Origin of the sequence: Qipengyuania proteolytica (genome assembly GCF_019711565.1) — a bacterium.
Classification (GTDB): Bacteria; Pseudomonadota; Alphaproteobacteria; order Sphingomonadales; family Sphingomonadaceae; genus Qipengyuania; species Qipengyuania proteolytica.
The window spans coordinates 131,402-150,274 of sequence record NZ_JAIGNN010000001.1 but is presented as its reverse complement, the minus strand read 5'-3'; the positions used below and the strand labels follow the sequence as shown (position 1 = coordinate 150,274).

Annotated in this window: 11 protein-coding genes; 7 read left to right on the top strand and 4 right to left on the bottom strand. The window is 64.5% G+C overall.

Annotated elements, in window-relative coordinates; translation table 11 throughout:
* Nucleotides 1-307: 307 nt before the first annotated feature.
* The 5 genes from rpoB to K3172_RS00605 all read left to right on the top strand — a co-directional run bounded on the left by rpoB (nucleotide 308) and on the right by K3172_RS00605 (nucleotide 13,850).
* Nucleotides 308-4,492, top strand: coding sequence for a DNA-directed RNA polymerase subunit beta (rpoB, locus tag K3172_RS00625; RefSeq protein ID WP_221586555.1), 4,185 nt, complete (start codon nucleotides 308-310; stop codon nucleotides 4,490-4,492).
* 232 nt (nucleotides 4,493-4,724) lie between these two features.
* A complete protein-coding gene (rpoC, locus tag K3172_RS00620; RefSeq protein ID WP_221586554.1) occupies nucleotides 4,725-9,053 on the top strand; it encodes a DNA-directed RNA polymerase subunit beta' in 4,329 nt (1,442 codons plus the stop codon).
* Between the two features lie 167 nt (nucleotides 9,054-9,220).
* On the top strand, nucleotides 9,221-11,557 hold the full coding sequence (locus K3172_RS00615; RefSeq protein WP_221586553.1) for a putative bifunctional diguanylate cyclase/phosphodiesterase: 2,337 nt from the start codon (nucleotides 9,221-9,223) through the stop codon (nucleotides 11,555-11,557).
* A gap of 40 nt (nucleotides 11,558-11,597) precedes the next feature.
* Nucleotides 11,598-12,944 (top strand): glutamate--tRNA ligase, encoded by a 1,347-nt coding sequence (gene gltX / locus K3172_RS00610; RefSeq protein ID WP_221586552.1) that lies wholly within the window; start codon nucleotides 11,598-11,600, stop codon nucleotides 12,942-12,944.
* Nucleotides 12,945-13,028: 84 nt separating this feature from the next.
* Nucleotides 13,029-13,850: a hypothetical protein gene (locus K3172_RS00605; protein ID WP_221586551.1), complete on the top strand. Its 822-nt coding sequence runs from the start codon at nucleotides 13,029-13,031 to the stop codon at nucleotides 13,848-13,850.
* On the opposite strand, the gene pyk is transcribed toward K3172_RS00605, so the two are convergent.
* On the bottom strand, nucleotides 13,847-15,316 hold the full coding sequence (gene pyk, locus K3172_RS00600; RefSeq protein WP_221586550.1) for a pyruvate kinase: 1,470 nt from the start codon (nucleotides 15,314-15,316) through the stop codon (nucleotides 13,847-13,849). The two genes, K3172_RS00605 and pyk, sit on opposite strands and share 4 nt — an antisense overlap.
* Before the next feature lie 49 nt (nucleotides 15,317-15,365).
* Between pyk and K3172_RS00595 the strand changes: the two genes are divergently transcribed.
* Together K3172_RS00595 and K3172_RS00590 are read left to right on the top strand one after the other, a co-directional pair.
* Nucleotides 15,366-15,689, top strand: coding sequence for a DUF1244 domain-containing protein (locus K3172_RS00595; protein ID WP_221586549.1), 324 nt, complete (start codon nucleotides 15,366-15,368; stop codon nucleotides 15,687-15,689).
* Nucleotides 15,690-15,780: 91 nt separating this feature from the next.
* The gene (locus K3172_RS00590; protein ID WP_221586548.1) at nucleotides 15,781-16,017 is read left to right on the top strand and encodes a DUF2312 domain-containing protein; all 237 of its coding nucleotides are present in this window, start codon (nucleotides 15,781-15,783) and stop codon (nucleotides 16,015-16,017) included.
* 19 nt (nucleotides 16,018-16,036) lie between these two features.
* Here the strand turns inward: K3172_RS00590 and K3172_RS00585 are convergent, their stop codons facing one another.
* Genes K3172_RS00585 through K3172_RS00575 form a run of 3 tightly spaced genes read right to left on the bottom strand, consistent with a single transcriptional unit; the run spans nucleotide 16,037 to nucleotide 18,773 of the window.
* Nucleotides 16,037-16,672 (bottom strand): TadE/TadG family type IV pilus assembly protein, encoded by a 636-nt coding sequence (locus K3172_RS00585; protein WP_221586547.1) that lies wholly within the window; start codon nucleotides 16,670-16,672, stop codon nucleotides 16,037-16,039.
* Nucleotides 16,669-17,292, bottom strand: a complete 624-nt coding sequence (locus K3172_RS00580; RefSeq protein WP_221586546.1) for a TadE/TadG family type IV pilus assembly protein — start codon at nucleotides 17,290-17,292, stop codon at nucleotides 16,669-16,671. The genes K3172_RS00585 and K3172_RS00580 overlap by 4 nt, the downstream gene beginning before the upstream one ends.
* Nucleotides 17,289-18,773, bottom strand: a complete 1,485-nt coding sequence (locus K3172_RS00575; protein ID WP_221586545.1) for a TadE/TadG family type IV pilus assembly protein — start codon at nucleotides 18,771-18,773, stop codon at nucleotides 17,289-17,291. Before K3172_RS00575 ends, K3172_RS00580 begins: the two co-directional genes overlap by 4 nt.
* Nucleotides 18,774-18,873: the final 100 nt, after the last annotated feature.

The window sequence follows — 18,873 nt, the reverse complement described above, 5'->3', positions numbered from 1 at the left end:
GGCCCGGCGGCGGTAATGCGTGCAGGGGCCGCGCCATGACGGGTTTGACAGAGCCCTGCGTGGCTCCTACATGCCCCCTCGACCGCACGCTTCGAGCGAGTCCGATTCATGCGCGGGTTTCGGACACAGGATGGAAGCGGCGTTTCCATATCGCGACGCTTTGAATGAGCTGCAGCCGCCGCCCCGAGGGGTGTGCCCTACGCTGCGGCCTCTTCGCGTCCCGGTCATGGTTCTCACGCGCATGAGACACGAATTACACTCCTGTCCGCGCGGGAGTACAGCACACGAGAAGAGGTATACACCCCTTATGGCTACCAAGGCGAAGGCACCCCGCAACACGGCGTCGGGCACCGCGAAGCGGCGCATCCGCAAGATCTTCGGCGACATCCACGAAGTCGTCGACATGCCCAACCTGATCGAGGTGCAGCGCGAGAGTTACGAACAGTTCCTGCGCTCCGACAAGGCCACCGGCCATGTCTCGGGCCTCGAGAAGACGCTGCGTTCGGTCTTCCCGCTGCGTGACTTCGCCGGCACCGCCGAACTCGACTTCGTCCATTACGAACTCGAACCGCCCAAGTACGACATCGTGGAATGCCGCCAGCGCGGCATCACCTATTCGGCCCCGATGAAGGTCACGCTGCGCCTGATCGTCTTCGAAGTCGACCAGGAAACCGAGACCCGCTCCGTGCTCGATATCAAGGAGCAGGACGTCTACATGGGCGACATGCCGCTGATGACGGACAACGGCACCTTCATCGTCAACGGTACCGAGCGCGTCATCGTGTCGCAGATGCACCGTTCGCCGGGTGTGCTGTTCGACCATGACCGCGGCAAGACCCACAGCTCGGGCAAGCTCCTCTTCGCCGCCCGAATCATTCCGTACCGCGGTAGCTGGCTCGACTTCGAATTCGACGCCAAGGACATCGTCAACGTGCGTATCGACCGCAAGCGCAAGCTGCCGGTCACCGCGCTGCTCTACGCGCTCGGCCTCGATGCCGAGGACATCCTTCACCATTTCTACAATATCGTGTCGTGGAAGCGCGCCAAGGACGGCTGGGAAATCCCCTTCGTCGCCGAACAGTGGCGCGGCCAGAAGCCGGCCTTCCCGCTGGTCGATGCCAAGACGGGCGAGGAAGTGTTCCCCGCCGGTCAGAAGATCAGCCCGCGTGCCGCCAACAAGGCCGGCAAGGACGGTCTCGAGAAGCTGCTGCTGCCGACCGAGGAAATCTTCGGCCGCTACGCCGCGCGCGACATGATCGACGAGAAGACCGGCCGCATCTACATCGAAGCGGGTGACGAAGTCGCCGCCGAGAACCTCGAGGCGCTCGACGCCGCGGGCATCGATGCCATGGACCTGCTCGACATCGATCACGTCAACACCGGCCCGTGGATCCGCAACACGCTGAAGGTCGACAAGGCCGAAAACCGCGACGAGGGTCTCGAAGCGATCTACAAGGTCATGCGCCCCGGCGAACCGCCGACCAAGGAAACCGCCGAGGCGCTGTTCGAAGGCCTGTTCTTCGACAGCGAACGCTACGACCTGTCGGCCGTCGGTCGCGTCAAGCTCAACATGCGTCTGGAACTCGATGCCGAGGACACCGTGACCACGCTGCGCAAGGAAGACATCCTCGCCGTGGTCAAGGAACTGGTCGACCTCAAGGACGGCAAGGGCGAGGTCGACGACATCGACAATCTCGGTAACCGCCGTGTCCGTTCGGTCGGCGAACTGCTCGAAAACCAGTACCGCGTCGGCTTGCTGCGCATGGAACGCGCGGTCAAGGAGCGCATGAGCTCGGTCGACGTGTCGACCGTGATGCCGAACGACCTCATCAACGCGAAGCCTGCCGTGGCCGCGGTGCGCGAGTTCTTCGGCTCCAGCCAGCTCTCGCAGTTCATGGACCAGACCAACCCGCTCTCGGAAGTCACCCACAAGCGCCGCGTCTCGGCGCTCGGCCCGGGCGGTCTCACCCGCGAGCGCGCCGGCTTCGAGGTGCGCGACGTCCACCCGACGCACTATGGCCGCATCTGCCCGATCGAAACGCCGGAAGGCCCGAACATCGGCCTGATCAACTCGCTGTCGACCTTCGCCCGCGTCAACAAGTACGGCTTCATCGAAACGCCGTACCGCAAGGTCGTGGACGGCAAGGTGACCGACGAGGTGATCTATCTCTCCGCCATGGAAGAGCAGAAGCACACCGTCGCGCAGGCTTCGGCCGAACTCACCGCCGACGGTTCGTTCGTGGAAGAGCTGGTCTCGGCCCGTCACGACGGCGACAACCTGATGGCGCCGCGCGAAACCATCACGCTGATGGACGTCAGCCCCAAGCAGCTCGTCTCGGTGGGTGCATCGCTCATTCCGTTCCTGGAAAACGACGACGCCAACCGCGCGCTGATGGGTGCCAACATGCAGCGCCAGGCCGTGCCGCTCGTCAAGGCGGAAGCGCCCTGGGTCGGCACCGGCATGGAAGAAACCGTGGCGCGCGATTCGGGCGCGGCGATCACCGCGACCCGCGGCGGCATCGTCGACCAGGTCGACGCGACGCGTATCGTGATCCGCGCGATCGGCGATGTCGAACCCGGCCAGTCGGGCGTGGATATCTACACGCTGCAGAAGTTCCAGCGTTCGAACCAGGACACCTGCATCAACCAGCGCCCGCTGGTGAAGGTCGGTGAAACGGTCGAGGCCGGCGACGTCATCGCCGACGGGCCTTCGACCGACCTCGGCGAACTGGCACTGGGCCGCAACAGCCTCGTCGCCTTCATGCCCTGGAACGGCTACAACTACGAAGACTCGATCCTCATCTCCGAACGCATCGTGAAGGACGACGTCTTCACCTCGATCCACATCGAGGAATTCGAAGTCATGGCCCGCGACACCAAGCTCGGGCCCGAGGACATCACCCGCGACATCCCGAACGTCGGCGAGGAAGCCCTGCGCAACCTCGACGAGGCGGGCATCGTCTACATCGGCGCCGAAGTGCACCCGGGCGATATCCTGTGCGGCAAGATCACGCCCAAGGGCGAAAGCCCGATGACGCCGGAAGAAAAGCTCCTGCGCGCCATCTTCGGCGAAAAGGCCAGCGACGTGCGCGACACCTCGCTCCGCCTGCCGCCGGGCGTGGCCGGGACCGTCGTCGAAGTCCGCGTCTTCAACCGCCACGGCATCGAGATCGACGACCGTACGCGCGCGATCCAGAACGAGGAAATCGAACGCCTCCGCAAGGACGCGAACGACGAACGCGCCATCCTCAACCGCGCGACCTACAACCGCCTGCGCGACATGCTCACCGGCCAGACCGCTTCGGCTGCGCCCAAGGGCCTCAAGAAGGGCAGCGAGATCACCGAAGAGGTGCTCGACGGCGTCGACCGGCACGAATGGTTCAAGTTCGCCGTGGCGGACGACAACCGCCAGCAGCAGCTCGAAGCGGTCAAGTCGCAGTACGATGCGGCGGTCAAGCTGATCGAAGAGAAGTTCGAGGACCGCAAGGAGAAGCTCGAGCGCGGTGACGAACTCGCCCCGGGCGTGCTCAAGATGGTCAAGGTCTTCGTCGCGGTGAAGCGCAAGCTGCAGCCGGGCGACAAGATGGCCGGCCGCCACGGGAACAAGGGTGTGATTTCGCGCATCCTGCCGGTCGAGGACATGCCGTTCCTCGAAGACGGTACCCCGGTCGACATCGTGCTCAACCCGCTGGGCGTGCCGTCGCGCATGAACGTCGGGCAGATCTTCGAAACGCACCTCGGCATGGCGGCCCGCAACCTGGGCCACCAGATCGGCCAGCAGCTCGAAGAGTGGAAGGCCGCGAACCCGAATGCCGCCGAGGACTATGCGAAGGCCAAGCCGCCGGAAGCCGTCATCGAGCGCCTGAAGGACGTCTATGGCGAGCAGTACCACAGCGCCATCGACAGCCGCTCGACCGAGGAAATCGTCGAACTGGCGACCAACCTCAAGGCGGGCGTCCCGATGGGCACGCCGGTGTTCGACGGGGCGCGCGAAGGCGATGTGACCGTGGAACTCGGCCGCGCCGGTCTCGACAGCTCGGGCCAGTCGGTCCTGTACGACGGCCGCACCGGCGACGCGTTCGACCGCAAGGTGACCGTGGGCATCATCTACATGCTCAAGCTGCACCACCTGGTCGACGACAAGATCCACGCGCGTTCGATCGGCCCCTACAGCCTCGTCACCCAGCAGCCGCTGGGCGGTAAGGCGCAGTTCGGCGGCCAGCGCTTCGGGGAAATGGAGGTCTGGGCACTCCAGGCCTACGGTGCGGCCTACACGCTGCAGGAAATCCTCACCGTGAAGTCGGACGACGTGATCGGGCGTACCAAGGTCTACGAAGCGATCGTCAAGGGCGACGATACCTTCGAGGCCGGCATTCCCGAGAGCTTCAACGTGCTCGTCAAGGAAATGCGCTCGTTGGGTCTCAACGTCGAACTCAAGTCGCATGGCGACGAGGACGACGACGACAACCCCTTCGCGATCGCGGCGGAGTAATTTGAGTGGTGTCCAAGCGGACTTCCAAGACTGAGGCATTGTGGAGCGTGGCCAATGCGATTGTCTGGTGGGTCATCCCGACCCTCTGGTTCAATTCTCCGAACTTGGGTCCGGGTTGGCTAACTTACTTCGGCTTCGTCTTGGGATTTGCATGGACATTTAAGGCTTTCAGGGATGTGAGAAACGCTCTTCTCGCCTCCGATCGAATTCAACCCGACTTGGGAATTGAAAAATGAACGAACTGACCAAATTCACCAACCAGCTCGCGAAGCCCGAGACTTTCGACGAGATCCAGATCGGCATCGCCAGCCCCGAGCGCATCCGCTCGTGGTCCTTCGGCGAAATCAAGAAGCCGGAAACGATCAACTACCGCACGTTCAAGCCCGAACGTGACGGCCTGTTCTGCGCGCGCATCTTCGGTCCGGTGAAGGACTACGAATGCCTGTGCGGCAAGTACAAGCGTATGAAGTACAAGGGCGTCGTCTGCGAAAAGTGCGGCGTCGAAGTGACCGTGACCAAGGTCCGCCGCGAGCGCATGGGCCACATCGAACTGGCCGCGCCGGTCGCGCACATCTGGTTCCTGAAGTCGCTGCCCTCGCGCATCGGCCTGCTGCTCGACATGCAGCTCAAGCAGCTCGAGCGCGTGCTGTACTTCGAGAGCTACATCGTCACCGAACCCGGCCTGACGCCGCTGGAGAAGTTCCAGCTGCTGACCGAAGACGAGCTGATGGAAGCGCAGGACGAGTATGGCGAAGACGCCTTCTCGGCCGCGATCGGCGCCGAAGCGGTCAAGACCATGCTGATGGATCTCGATCTCGAGCAGGAAAAGGAAGACCTGCTGGAAGAGCTCGCGACCACCAAGTCGAAGCTCAAGCCCGCCAAGATCATCAAGCGCCTCAAGGTCGTGGAAAGCTTCATCGAATCGGGCAACCGTCCCGAATGGATGATCCTCGAAGTGATCCCGGTCATCCCGCCCGAACTGCGCCCGCTGGTCCCGCTCGACGGCGGCCGCTTCGCGACGTCGGACTTGAACGACCTCTACCGCCGCGTGATCAACCGTAACAACCGCCTCAAGCGTCTCATGGAGCTGCGCGCCCCGGACATCATCGTCCGCAACGAAAAGCGCATGCTGCAGGAAGCGGTCGATGCGCTGTTCGACAACGGCCGCCGCGGCCGCGTCATCACCGGCGCCAACAAGCGTCCGCTGAAGTCGCTCTCCGACATGCTCAAGGGCAAGCAGGGCCGCTTCCGCCAGAACCTGCTCGGCAAGCGCGTCGACTATTCGGGCCGTTCGGTCATCGTGACCGGCCCGGAGCTCAAGCTGCACCAGTGCGGCCTGCCGAAGAAGATGGCGCTCGAACTGTTCAAGCCGTTCATCTACGCCCGCCTCGACGCCAAGGGTCTCTCGATGACCCTGAAGCAGGCGAAGAAGTGGGTCGAGAAGGAGCGCAAGGAAGTCTGGGACATCCTCGACGAAGTCATTCGCGAGCACCCGGTCCTCCTCAACCGCGCACCGACGCTCCACCGCCTCGGCATCCAGGCGTTCGAGCCGGTGCTGATCGAAGGCAAGGCGATCCAGCTGCACCCGCTGGTCTGCGCCGCGTTCAACGCCGACTTCGACGGTGACCAGATGGCCGTTCACGTCCCGCTCAGCCTCGAGGCGCAGCTGGAAGCGCGCGTCCTGATGATGTCGACCAACAACATCCTCTCGCCCGCCAACGGCAAGCCGATCATCGTGCCTTCGCAGGACATGGTCCTCGGCCTCTACTACCTGTCGATGGAACGCCAGGAGAAGACCCCCGAATTCGTCGAGAACGACAAGGGCGAGAAGGTCGAGAAGCTGCAGATGTTCAGCGACATGGCCGAAGTCCACCAGGCGCTCGAAACCAAGCAGGTTTCGCTCCACACCAAGATCCTCGCCCGCGTCCCGCAGGCGGACGAGGACGGCAACATCGCCATGAAGCGGTTCGAAACGACCGCCGGGCGCATGCTGATCGGTGAATGCCTGCCGAAGAACCACAAGGTTCCGTTCGACATCGTCAACCGCCTGCTGACGAAGAAGGACATCGCCGACGTGATCGACGAGGTCTATCGCCACACCGGCCAGAAGGACACGGTGCTGTTCGCCGACGCGATCATGTCGCTCGGTTTCCGCCACGCGTTCAAGGCCGGCATCTCCTTCGGCAAGGATGACATGATCATCCCCGAAGAGAAGGTGGAACTGGTCGAGGCGACCAAGAACATGGTCGCCGATTACGAGCAGCAGTATCAGGACGGCCTGATCACCCAGCAGGAAAAGTACAACAAGGTGATCGACGCCTGGAGCCGTTGCGGCGACCAGGTGGCCGACGCCATGATGGAAAAGATCAAGGCCCGCCCGATCGGCAAGGACGGCGTCCAGGCCGAGATCAACTCGATCTACATGATGTCGCACTCCGGTGCGCGTGGTAGCCCGGCCCAGATGAAGCAGCTGGCCGGCATGCGCGGCCTGATGGCCAAGCCGTCGGGCGAGATCATCGAGAACCCGATCATCTCGAACTTCAAGGAAGGCCTCAACGTCCTCGAGTACTTCAACTCGACCCACGGCGCCCGCAAGGGCCTCGCGGATACGGCACTGAAGACGGCGAACTCGGGTTACCTGACCCGCCGCCTCGTCGACGTGTCGCAGGACTGCGTCATCGTCGAAGAGGACTGCAAGACCGAGAACGCGCTGGAAATGCGCGCCATCGTTCAGGGCGGTTCGGTGATCGCCTCGCTCGGCGAGCGTATCCTCGGCCGCACCACGGCAGAGGACATCGTCAATGCCGCGACCGACGAAGTGATCGTCAAGGCCGGCACGCTGATCGACGAGCCGATGGTGAAGGAAATCGAGGCCGCCGAAGTTCAGGTCGCCAAGATCCGCTCGCCGCTGGTCTGCGAAGCCCAGCAGGGCGTCTGCGCCACCTGCTACGGCCGTGACCTTGCGCGCGGTACGCCGGTCAACATCGGTGAAGCTGTCGGCGTCATCGCCGCGCAGTCGATCGGTGAGCCCGGCACGCAGCTGACCATGCGTACCTTCCACATCGGCGGGGCCGCGCAGCTCAACGAAACGAGCCACCTCGAGGCGATCTCGGACGGTAAGGTCGTCTATCGCGACATGCCGACCATCGTCGACAAGAAGGGCCGGATCCTCTCGCTCGCTCGCAACGGCGAACTGGCCGTGATCGACGCCGAAGGCCGCGAACGCGAAATCCACAAGGTGCCTTACGGTACCGTGCTGATGCACAAGGATGGCGGCAAGGTGAAGGAAGGCGATCGCCTGGCGGAATGGGATCCGTTCTCGCTGCCGATCATCACCGAAACCTCGGGCGTGGTGAAGTACCAGGACCTGGTCGACACCGTGACCATGGAAGAGCGCGTCGACGATGCCACCGGTATCGCCCAGCGCGTGGTCACCGACCTGAAGACCTCGGGCCGCAAGAAGAACGAGGATCTGCGTCCGCGCCTGACCCTGTTCAACGAAGCGGGCGACGAGAGCGAGGCCGCGCGCTACATGCTGGCGCCGGGCACCGTGCTGTCGGTCGAGGACAACCAGCAGGTCGAAGCGGGCGACATCCTTGCCCGTGCCTCGCGCGAAGCGGCGAAGACCCGCGACATCACCGGCGGTCTGCCGCGTGTTGCCGAGCTCTTCGAAGCCCGCCTGCCCAAGGACAATGCGATCATCGCCAAGATTTCGGGCAAGATCGAATTCGTCCGCGAGTACAAGGCCAAGCGCAAGATCGCGATCGTTCCGGAGGAAGGTGATGCAGTCGAGTACCTGATCCCCAAGACCAAGGTGATCGACGTGCAGGAAGGCGACTTCGTGAAGAAGGGTGATACCCTGATTTCCGGTTCGCCCAACCCGCACGACATCCTCGAGGTGCTGGGCGTCGAGGCGCTGGCCGAATATCTCGTCAACGAGATCCAGGAAGTCTACCGACTGCAGGGCGTGAAGATCAACGACAAGCACATCGAGGTGATCGTTCGCCAGATGCTGCAGAAGGTCGAGATCACCGATGGCGGCGACACCGTTCTGCTCCCGGGCGAACAGGTCGATGCCGAGGAGCTCGCGGAAGAGAACGCCAAGCTGGCCAAGGGCAAGCAGCCCGCGACCGGCACGCCGATCCTGCTCGGCATCACCAAGGCATCGCTGCAGACCCGCTCGTTCATCTCGGCGGCTTCGTTCCAGGAAACCACCCGCGTGCTGACGCAGGCGGCGGTCGAAGGGAAGAAGGACACGCTGATCGGCCTGAAGGAAAACGTGATCGTCGGCCGTCTCATCCCCGCCGGTACCGGCGCGGGCATGAACCGCATGCGCATCACCGCCTCCAGCCGCGACGCTGCGCTGCGCGCGCAGTGGAAGAAGGCGCAGGAAGCGATCATCGCTGCCAACTCGGCCGAGGAAGAGCACGCGGCGGAACTCGCCCAAGGCCCCGAAGCGGCGATCGGAGACGATCCGCTGGCGGTCATGGAAGGCGAAACCCATGGCACCGATGCCGATGCCGGCGACTACCTGAACGAGGAGGCGAAGGACGGCGAATAAGCCGCTCTTTTCCCACCCCGACAAGAAGGGCCCCGCGGAGCGATCCGCGGGGCCTTTTCGTTTCCGGCGCCACCTAAATCGAGCCGCAAATCCATTGCGCGAACCCGGCGGTGCAAGACATATTTATTCTTTAACGCGTCGCCGCTATACTCGCCGCTCGAGGGGCAATGTTCGACACGGTATCGCAGAACGACGAGTTACGTCTCCAGATACTCTCCCGCAGGCTCAAGGCCGTGTCGGCGGGGGCCCCCTTTGCCGTGCTGTCCAGCTTCGCCTCGGCGATGGTCCTGCTTGGGATTTTCCGCCACGCGCTCGGCCATCCGCTGGTGTTCGGCTGGGCCGCGGCACTCGCCTGCCTGCTGGTTGCGCGCCTGGTCCTGTTGCGGATCACCAATGTCGAGGTGACGGTGGAAGACTACCTGCGGCAAAGGCTGAGCATGGTCACCGGCGTGATCATGGCGGTCAGCCTCGTGTGGAGCGCGATCTTCCCCCTCCTCGCCCTGGTCGGGGAGGCGTGGGCCTTGCCCGCGCTGTCGGCAGTGGGCGCGGCCATGTTTGCAGGCGTGCTCCTGATCCACCGGACGATCCCGGCTGCGGGCTATTTCCACATCGCCACGATGGCCGCGGGGCTCGCCGCTGCCGTGATTCTCGTCGGCGGAACGGCGGCCTGGCCGATGCTTGCCCTGATAGTCATCTACGCCGTGACCCTGTGGGCTGCGGTCGGACGCAATGACCGCCAGTTCGTGTCTGGCATCGCCGCCGAGATCGAGAGCCGCGAGGCGGCGGAAACGGTCGCCATGCTGCTCCACGATTACGAGGAGCATTCGACCGACTGGCTCTGGTGCACCGGACCGCAGGGCAATTTGCGCGACGTCGTGCCGCGCTTCGCGGCGGCGCTGGGCACCGATGTGGATAGTCTCGAAGGCCGTTCGCTGCTCTCCCTGTTCGAGCCGGGTGACGACTATGCGGCGCTCGAGCGCCATCTCGCCGAACTCACCCCTTTCCGCGATCTCCTGGTCAGGCTGCGCATCGAAGGCGAGACGCGTTACTGGCGGCTGACCGCGCATCCGCGCAGCGACGGCCGGATCAGCGGCGTCGCCCGCGACGTGACCGATGACCGCCTGAGCGAAGAGCGGGTTGCCTTCATGGCGCATTTCGACAGCCTGACCGGGCTCGCCAACCGCTACCTCTTCAACGACCGCCTCGCGACCGCGCTCACCGCGCGCGGCGCACGGGGCAGCAATCTTGCGCTGTTCTACCTCGATCTCGACGATTTCAAGGCGGTCAACGATACCCGCGGGCACCTGGTGGGCGACCGGCTGCTGCGGGAAGTCGCCAACCGGCTCGAGCAGGAAGTGCGCCCCGAAGATCTCGTCGCGCGCCTCGGCGGCGACGAATTCGCGATCCTGATCGAGACCCGCGCCGGCGTCGGCATGTTGATCGAGCGCGCGCACCGTTTCCTGTCCGCGGTGCGCGAACCGGTCGAGATCGACGGCCAGCTTTACCGGGTCTCCACCAGCGTCGGCGTGGCGCGCTGCAGCGAGGGCGAATGCGATGCGCAGGAACTGATGCGCCGCGCCGATCTCGCGTTGTTTGCCGCCAAGCGGAAAGGCCGCGATACGCTTGCGATCTTCGAGCCTGCGCTCGACCGAGAAGCGCGCGAGCGTCGCGATCTCGAGACCGATTTGCGCGATGCGGTCGCCCGCAGCGAACTGCGCGTCCACTACCAGCCGGTCATCGACCTCGATAGCGGCGCAACGACGGGTTACGAGGCGCTGCTGCGCTGGCACCATCCGCGGCGCGGCCTCATCCCCCCGGCGGACTTCCTGCCGATTGCGGAGGAAACCGGCCTCATCGTCCCGATCGGCGAATGGGTCATCCGCCAGGCGCTCGCCGAAACCGCCGGGTGGGCGGGCGATTTCCGCATCGCGATCAACCTCTCGCCGACGCAGGTGCGCAGCCCGTACCTCGTGTCGCTGGTCGCACAGGCAATCCATGCGAGCGGCATGCCCGCCGAGCGGGTCGAGTTCGAGATAACCGAGCACGTGCTGATGCAGGAAGGCGACGTCGTCCCGGCGGCCCTCGACCGACTGCGCGAACTCGGCACCCGGATCGCGCTCGACGATTTCGGCACCGGTTACAGCTCGCTCAGCTATCTGCGGCGCTTCCCGTTCGATCGCATCAAGATCGACCGCAAGTTCGTCGAGCACATCGTCGAGGATACCGACAGCCAGGCGATCGTGTCGAGCATCACCCGGCTGGCCGACGCGCTCGGCATGCAGACCACGGCCGAGGGCATCGAGACGCGCCGCCAGCTCGACCTTCTGCGCAAGCTCGGTTGCAACGAGGCGCAGGGCTTCCTGATCTGCGAGCCTGCCCCGGCCGAAACCTTCGCCACACCCGAAGCAGCGGAGGCCGCGATGATCGATCACGGTCCCGACGTGCTCGACTATCGCAAGGCCCGCGAGGCCGCGCTCAGGCGCCGCGACGGCGAGGTCGCCTGACCGCTCGCATTCAGGCGCGCGCTCGGCTATCGGCTCGCGCATGACCACCACCACCCGTTTCGCGCCCTCGCCCACCGGGCGGCTCCATGTCGGCAATATCCGCACCGCGCTCCACAACTGGATGCTGGCGAAGAAGCAGGGCGGTCGCTTCCTTCTGCGGATCGACGACACCGATGCCGAGCGCAGCCGCGAAGAATATGTCGAGGCGATCCGCGCGGATCTGGCCTGGCTCGGCCTGCAGCCCGATGGCGAGGAACGGCAATCGCAGCGGCTGGAGCTTTACGAAGCGGCGTTCGCAGCGCTGAAGGCTGCGGGGCGGGTTTATCCGGCCTACGAGACCGCGCAGGAACTCGAACTCAAGCGCAAGATCCGGCTCGGGCGCGGCTTGCCGCCGATCTACGACCGCGCGGCGCTTTCGCTGACCGATGCAGAGCGCGCGGCGAAGGAGGCCGAGGGAGTGGCGCCGCACTGGCGTTTCAAGCTCGACCATGATGAACCGATCGCATGGAACGACGGGGTGCGCGGGACGCAGAAATTCGATCCCTCGCAGCTTTCCGACCCGGTGATCCGCCGCGCCGACGGCAGCTGGCTCTACATGCTGCCGAGCGCGGTCGACGATCTCGACATGGGCGTGACCGACGTGCTGCGCGGCGAGGACCACGTCAGCAACACGGCAGTGCAGATCCAGATGTTTACCGCGCTGATTGCTGCGCAATATCCCGCAGCAAGAATGCCGTCCTTCGCGCATGAGGCGCTGCTGGTAGGGCGCGAGGGCAAGCTGTCGAAGCGGCTCGGGTCGCTGGGCTGCGACGCGTTCCGCGAACAGGGCATCGAGCCGCAAGCGCTGATCGCGCTGCTGGCCCGGCTCGGCACCTCGCAGCCGGTCGAACCCATTGCCGACCGGGCCGTGCTGATCGAGACCTTCGACCTCTCGACCTTCGGGCGTGCCCCGGCGAAATTCGACGATGCCGAGCTCGAACGGATCAACGCCGCGCTGGTCCACCAGATGGAGTTCGCCGAAGTCGCCGACCGGCTGCCCGAAGGCATGGACGAGGCCGGCTGGCACGCGATCCGCCCGAACCTCGGCCACATAAGCGAGGCCGGTGACTGGTGGCGGCTCGTGACCGGTCCGATCGACCAGCCCGCGTTTTCGGACGAGGACCGCGCCTATCTCGCCGAAGCGGCGCGCCTGCTCGCATGGGACAACGATCCCTGGCATGCGCTGACCAGTGCGCTGAAAACCAGTACGGGCCGCAAGGGCAAGCCGCTCTTCCTGCCGCTGCGGCAGGCGTTGACGGGCATGGACCATGGCCCCGATATGGGCGAGCTGTTGCCGCTGATCGGGGAAGAGGCGGCGCGGCGGCGGCTTTTGGCGGCATCGGCCTGATCGGGCCGATACCGATAGGCTACCTTTCCGGTCGAATATCGCGTAATATCGACCGGCGGGTCGCGGTTCTCAAGGGAGGGGGCCATGGCGACCCACGCCGAACATATGCTGCGGACCGGCAAAGCCGATGCAGGCAGCAACATTACCGCCATCATCGATCGTTGGATCTATGTTTTCATGGCGGTCTTCCTGATCGCCATCGTGCTCGTCGGGTTCGTGCCCGACTCGCTGGCGAAAATCGATGCGGTGCGCGAGGGGCAGCGCCCCGCGTTTCCGGTGGCGATGCACGTGCATGCTGTGCTCATGGGATGCTGGCTGCTGCTCCTGCTGGCGCAGACGACACTCATGGCGACCGGACGCAAATCCATGCACATGCAGCTCGGCGTTGCGGGGGCGCTGCTGGCCCCGGCGCTGGTCCTGGCGGGACTGGTGCTGGTGCCAACCAACATCCGCGTGATGACCGAGTTTTCCGCCGGGGCGCCTCCCGAGGTGCAGGAGCAGGTGGCCGGCTTCATGCACTTCATGACCAACATCGCGCTGGCGCAGCTGCGCATCGCGGTGTGCTTCCTGCTGCTCGTGGCGATTGCGCTCAGGAGCCGGAAAACCGACTCCCAGCTGCACAAACGGCTCATCGTCCTCGCGACCATCGCTCCTCTGCCCGCCGCGTTCGACCGGATGACTTTCCTGCCGCACTCCTTGCCGGACTCGCCGCTGACGATGGACCTCTGGCCGCTGATCGCGCTCGCACCGATGCTGGTCTGGGACCTCTATCGCCAGAAGACCATCCACCGGGCCTACTGGATATATGCGGCCGTGATGGTGCCCTCGGCGATCGTGGTCCACTTGCTGTGGGACAGCGAATGGTGGCTAAGGATGGGTGGCCGGCTTATCGGCGTGCCGGGCTAGCCCCCGTGCTTTTGCAGCTCGTCGCCGCTGACGGTGACGACATGCATGAGGTTGGTCGAACCCGGTGTTCCGAAGGGCACGCCGGCGAGCGCGATCAGCTTGCTCCCCGCTTCGCCGAAGCCGTGGCGCAGCGCCATGCGCTTGCCCTTGGCGATCATCTCCTCGAAGCTGCCGATGTCCTTGGTGGCGACGGCATGGGCGCCCCATAGCAGGCCCAGGCGGCGCGCGGTCTTCATGCTGGGGGTGAGCACCAGCATCGGCACGCTGGGCCGTTCGCGCGCCACGCGGCGGGCGGTGCTGCCCGAACCGGTGAAGACGGTGATTGCGCTGATCGACACGGTATCCGCCACGGTCATGCAGGCATGCGCCAGCGCGTCGGCGGTGGTGGCGTCGGGCGGGGTGTCGAGCAGCCGCACACGCTCGAGATAGCTTTCGTCGCGCTCCACCTGGCGGGCGATCTTGTGCATGATGGTGACCGCTTCCTCGGGCCAGTCGCCCGCGGCGGTTTCCGCGCTCAGCATCACCGCATCGGCGCCGTCATAGACCGCATTCGCCACGTCGGAGACTTCGGCGCGGGTCGGGGCGGGGCTTTCGATCATGCTCTCGAGCATCTGTGTCGCCACGATCACGGGCTTGCCGCGCAGGCGCGTCTCGTTGACGATCTTCTTCTGCAGCGGCGGGACTTCCTGCGGCTCGAGCTCGACGCCGAGGTCGCCGCGCGCGACCATGATCCCGTCGCTCATCTCGATGATTTCGCTCAAGCGCCGCACCGCCATGGGCTTTTCGATCTTGGCGCACAGCGCGCCGTAGCCGCCCATGAGCTTGCGCGCTTCGGCAAGGTCTTCGGGGCGCTGGACGAAACTGAGGCCAATCCAGTCGACGCCTTGCTGGATCGCGAAGGCGAGGTCCCGGCGGTCCTTTTCGGTCAGTGCGGGGATCGGCACTTCGGCATCGGGCACGTTCACGCCCTTGCGATCCGAAATGACCCCGCCGACCTCTGCCGAGCAGTGGATCTTGTCAGCGTCCGCGCTGATCACCCTGAGGCGGATCTTGCCATCGTTGATGAGCAGGCGCTGGCCCTTTTCGAGCAGGCCGAAGAGTTCGGGATGGGGCAGTTCGACCCGCGTCTCGTCGCCAGGCGTTGGGTCGCGGTCGAGCGTGAAGTGGCCCGAATGGCGGATCACCGCCTGCCCGTCCCTGAACTTGCCGACACGCAGCTTCGGCCCCTGCAGGTCCGCGAGGATGGCGATCGGGCGCATGAACTGCTTCTCGAGATCGCGGATCGACTTGATCGTCTCCGCGTGGTCGGCATGCTCGCCATGGCTCATGTTGACGCGGAAGGCATCGACGCCGGCCTTGAACAGGCGGGCGAGCATTTCGGGCGAGCGGCTGGCGGGACCGACGGTGGCGAGGATCTTGACCTTGCGGCCGCGCGGATCGAGCTTGGGAGCAGGGGGCTTTGCCATGGCTGATCGCTATGGCACAGGCTTGGCGCAACTCAAGGACAAGTGTGCCATGGATACGAATACAGACCCGCTCGAGGAGCTCGACGATGCAGTCGCCGCACAGGCCTTTCGCCGGCTGGTCCGCCACCTGCGCCATCGCCACGATGCGCAGAACATCGAGCTGATGGGGCTGGCCGGCTTTTGCCGCAATTGCCTGGCCGACTGGATCCGCGATGCCGGCTACGAAGGCGACAAGGCCGCGGCGCGCGAACTGATCCACGGCATGCCGCAGGAAGAATGGAAGGCGACGCGCCAGACTCCCGCCACGCCCGAACAACTCGCCCGGATGGAGGCGAGCGTGGCGAAGAATGCACAGGGTCACGCACAGGAATAGGATTCGCGCCCTTCACCCGGCGCGGCAGTCTGGCTATCGCACCCGCCACACGCCTTCGCGGCGATTCTCATAGCATTGGAGCTGATTTCCCATGGCCGAAGCCACCGACGACCGCCTGCGCCTCCTGATCGAGCGTATCGAACGCCTCGAGGAAGAGAAGAAGGGCATCGCCGACGACATCCGCGACGTTTATGCCGAGGCCAAGGCGGTGGGTTACGATACCAAGATCATGCGCCAGATCATCCGCTTGCGGAAGATGAAGCCCGACGAGCGCAGCGAACAGGAAACGATCCTCGACACCTACAAGGCCGCGCTCGGCATGGCGTGACGGGGCGCCGGCGCGCCCCTCAGCAGGCCATCTTCGCGAGACCCTGCGCGTTTGAGATTTTCCGGTTTTCGGAATCGCGGACGTTGAACGCGGTCTCGTAACGGATGGTCTGCGGCTGGATGAACCCGTTCAGGAATAGCGGCGAGTAGTTGTAGGAAACCTCGGCGAACATGACCGCATTGCCGTACTCGGATTTGATCCGGCGGCCGGACTTGCCCATGCCGTCTTCGAGCGACTTGTCGTTCTTGCCCTTGCCTTCGGTGCCATAGCTGGACGCGATCGCCTGGTCTCCCCAGCAGCGCTGCCATTCGATCTTCTGGCCCTTGGCATTGCCGCTCTGACCGTTGTCCTGCAGCGAGGACAGGACCACGCGGCCGTTCGCCTCGAAATCGATCGGCTTGCCGAGCACGCCGGCACCCGCGAAAATCTCGTAGACATTGGCCTCGTCCATGCCGTTGGTTACGCGTCCGGCATTGTCCGACACGGTATTGGCGATCTCGCTCACGCGCATGTGCGTTACTGCGAAATTGGCAAGCTCCAGCCCGCCGACGATCAGCATGGCCATGACCGGCGCGACCATGGCGAATTCGACCATGGCGACGCCTGCGGTGTCCTCGGCAAGGCGGCGTTTCAGCGACTTGCTGGCTGCGATCATGTTCCGTCTCCACACAGCACCGGCGGCGTCGCCTGGTTGGCGTAGGGCTGGTTGCGCACCGCAGTTTCCACGGTGAAATCGATATTGGGCGAAAAGCCGATCAGTTCGGCAGTCGGGAACAGGCGCGGCAGCTGCACCCTGACCGAATAGAAGACGACGTCGTTGGCGCCGCCCACCCCGGTGCGCCCGGAATCGAGGTCGTATACTCCGTTCTCGTTGAGGTCTTCCCAGCAGTCGCTGTCGACATTGTCGAACTTGCCGTTGCCGTTGACGTCGGTGACGAGCCGTTCGGGATTGCCGATGCCCTTGAAGTCGAAGAAGTTGGTCTGCGTGATCGTGTAGGTAGCATTGGGCGCGATATTGCCGATCTGCGCCTTGAGCGTGTTCTCGATCCGCTCCTCGAGCGTGTTGCCCGACGCGACGAACTTCGGTTCTTCCACCGAGGCCCGGCGGCTGACGTCATCGAGCGCACCCTGCGCAACGCCGCGCATGTAGAACTGGTGGCCGAGGTCCATGCCGCCCATCAGCATGACGAGGAAGGGCGTGAGCAGCAGGCCGAACTCGACCGCGGTAACGCCCTGCTCGTCGCGGGCTAGGCGTCTGTGCCGGCGCCCGATCACTGGGTCAGCCTCAGATTGCCGATGCCGCGACCGATATCGGCGAAGACCTGCTCGAGATCGCTTCCATCGCTGGTCTTGAAGTGCGTTTCGCTGGTGGCGCACTGCTTGATCTCGCTAGTATCGGTGACGTCGAGCGCAATCACCCAGACGGTCACCTTCATCGACTTGGCGAGGTTGCAGATCGATTTGAAGCGCGAGATGTGCTTGTCGGTTCGCGAGCCCGTGCCCTGCATCCGGTTGGTGTAGCTATCGACGCCGAAGGCCGAGTACAGCGTGCCGCCGGTATCGAGCTTGCCGTCGGTCATGAACACGATGTGCTGGTTGACCGGGATGCCGGCAAGGTCGTCCGGATTGTCGGCGGCGAAAAAGCCGTTGCGCGAAATGTAGCGCAGGCCCCAGAGCATGCCGATGTCGTGATAGGTGCCGCCCGTCACGCGAGCCGTCGCCGCGGTGACGGCGTTGTTGAAGCTCGTCTCGCTGGCATACTCCCGCAATGTGGTCGCTTCCGAGGGGCAGCCGTTCTGGCTCTGGCCGCGCTGGACGCCCGGATCGTAGCGTCCGAACTGCAGGGCGCTGTCGTTGCCGTTGGCCGCCATGGTGTTGACGTCCGCAAGGCTCACCGAGTTGGCATACTGGATCGGGTTCGAGCTGTAGCCGATCGAGGCGCGTTCCTCGATGCAGGCGTCGCCGCTGGTGCGGAAGCCCTGCCGGTTGCCGTTCGCCGTGTTCGAGCCGTTCCAGGTCGAGTTGCTGATATGGACGGTCCGCAGGCCGGTGTGGTTGAAATACCAATAACCGTTGTTGGCCTTGTACCAGTTGCCGTCGACATATTGCTGGTTGACGACGATATCGCGGTTCTGGAGCGAACGGCCCACGTTGACCGTGTGCGAATAGGGCACGATGCCGTAGCGCGTAGTCGAGCCTGCCGCATTCTCGAGCGCGCGATAGAGGCCGGAAGCACCGTCCCGCAACGCGGCGATCTTGGAGCCGCCGCCGGTCGACGGGCTGTCGTTCATCGAACCGGTAACGTCGAGCACCATGACGATGTCGTTATGCCCGATGTCCTTCTTGGCGTTGCACGTGACGGCGACCGGGATTTCGGTGAACCCGAAGATCCGCATCAGGCTGGTCGGGATCTTCGCCGACGCATCGGCGAGCAATTCGGTGTTGTCGGCACCGTTCTGCTTGATGTTGAACTTTAGGCTGGCCGCACGATAGAGGCCGGCGGGGTAGTTGAAGTCGAAGAATTTCTCCGCTTCCTTCTTGTGCGCTTCCTTGAAGCTCGTCCCGTCCATGGCCTGCCGTCCGGCCAATGCCGCGGAGTCGCAGGCCTTCTGGAGCTTCGAGCGCGCCATATAGGCGACGCTGATGTCCATCGCTCCGCCGACGAGCGCGATCAGCGGCAGGATGCCGGCCGCGAAGAGCGGCAATACGTTGCCCGTCTCGTCGCGATACAGGCGGCTTAGGAAGGACTGTCCCATCGTGTTTCCCCTGGTTGCGGAAAAACACCTAGGGGCTCAGACATAATCAACGGATGACGAGCAGGGTTAAGACCGTCAGAAAAGGCATGGCTAACCAATC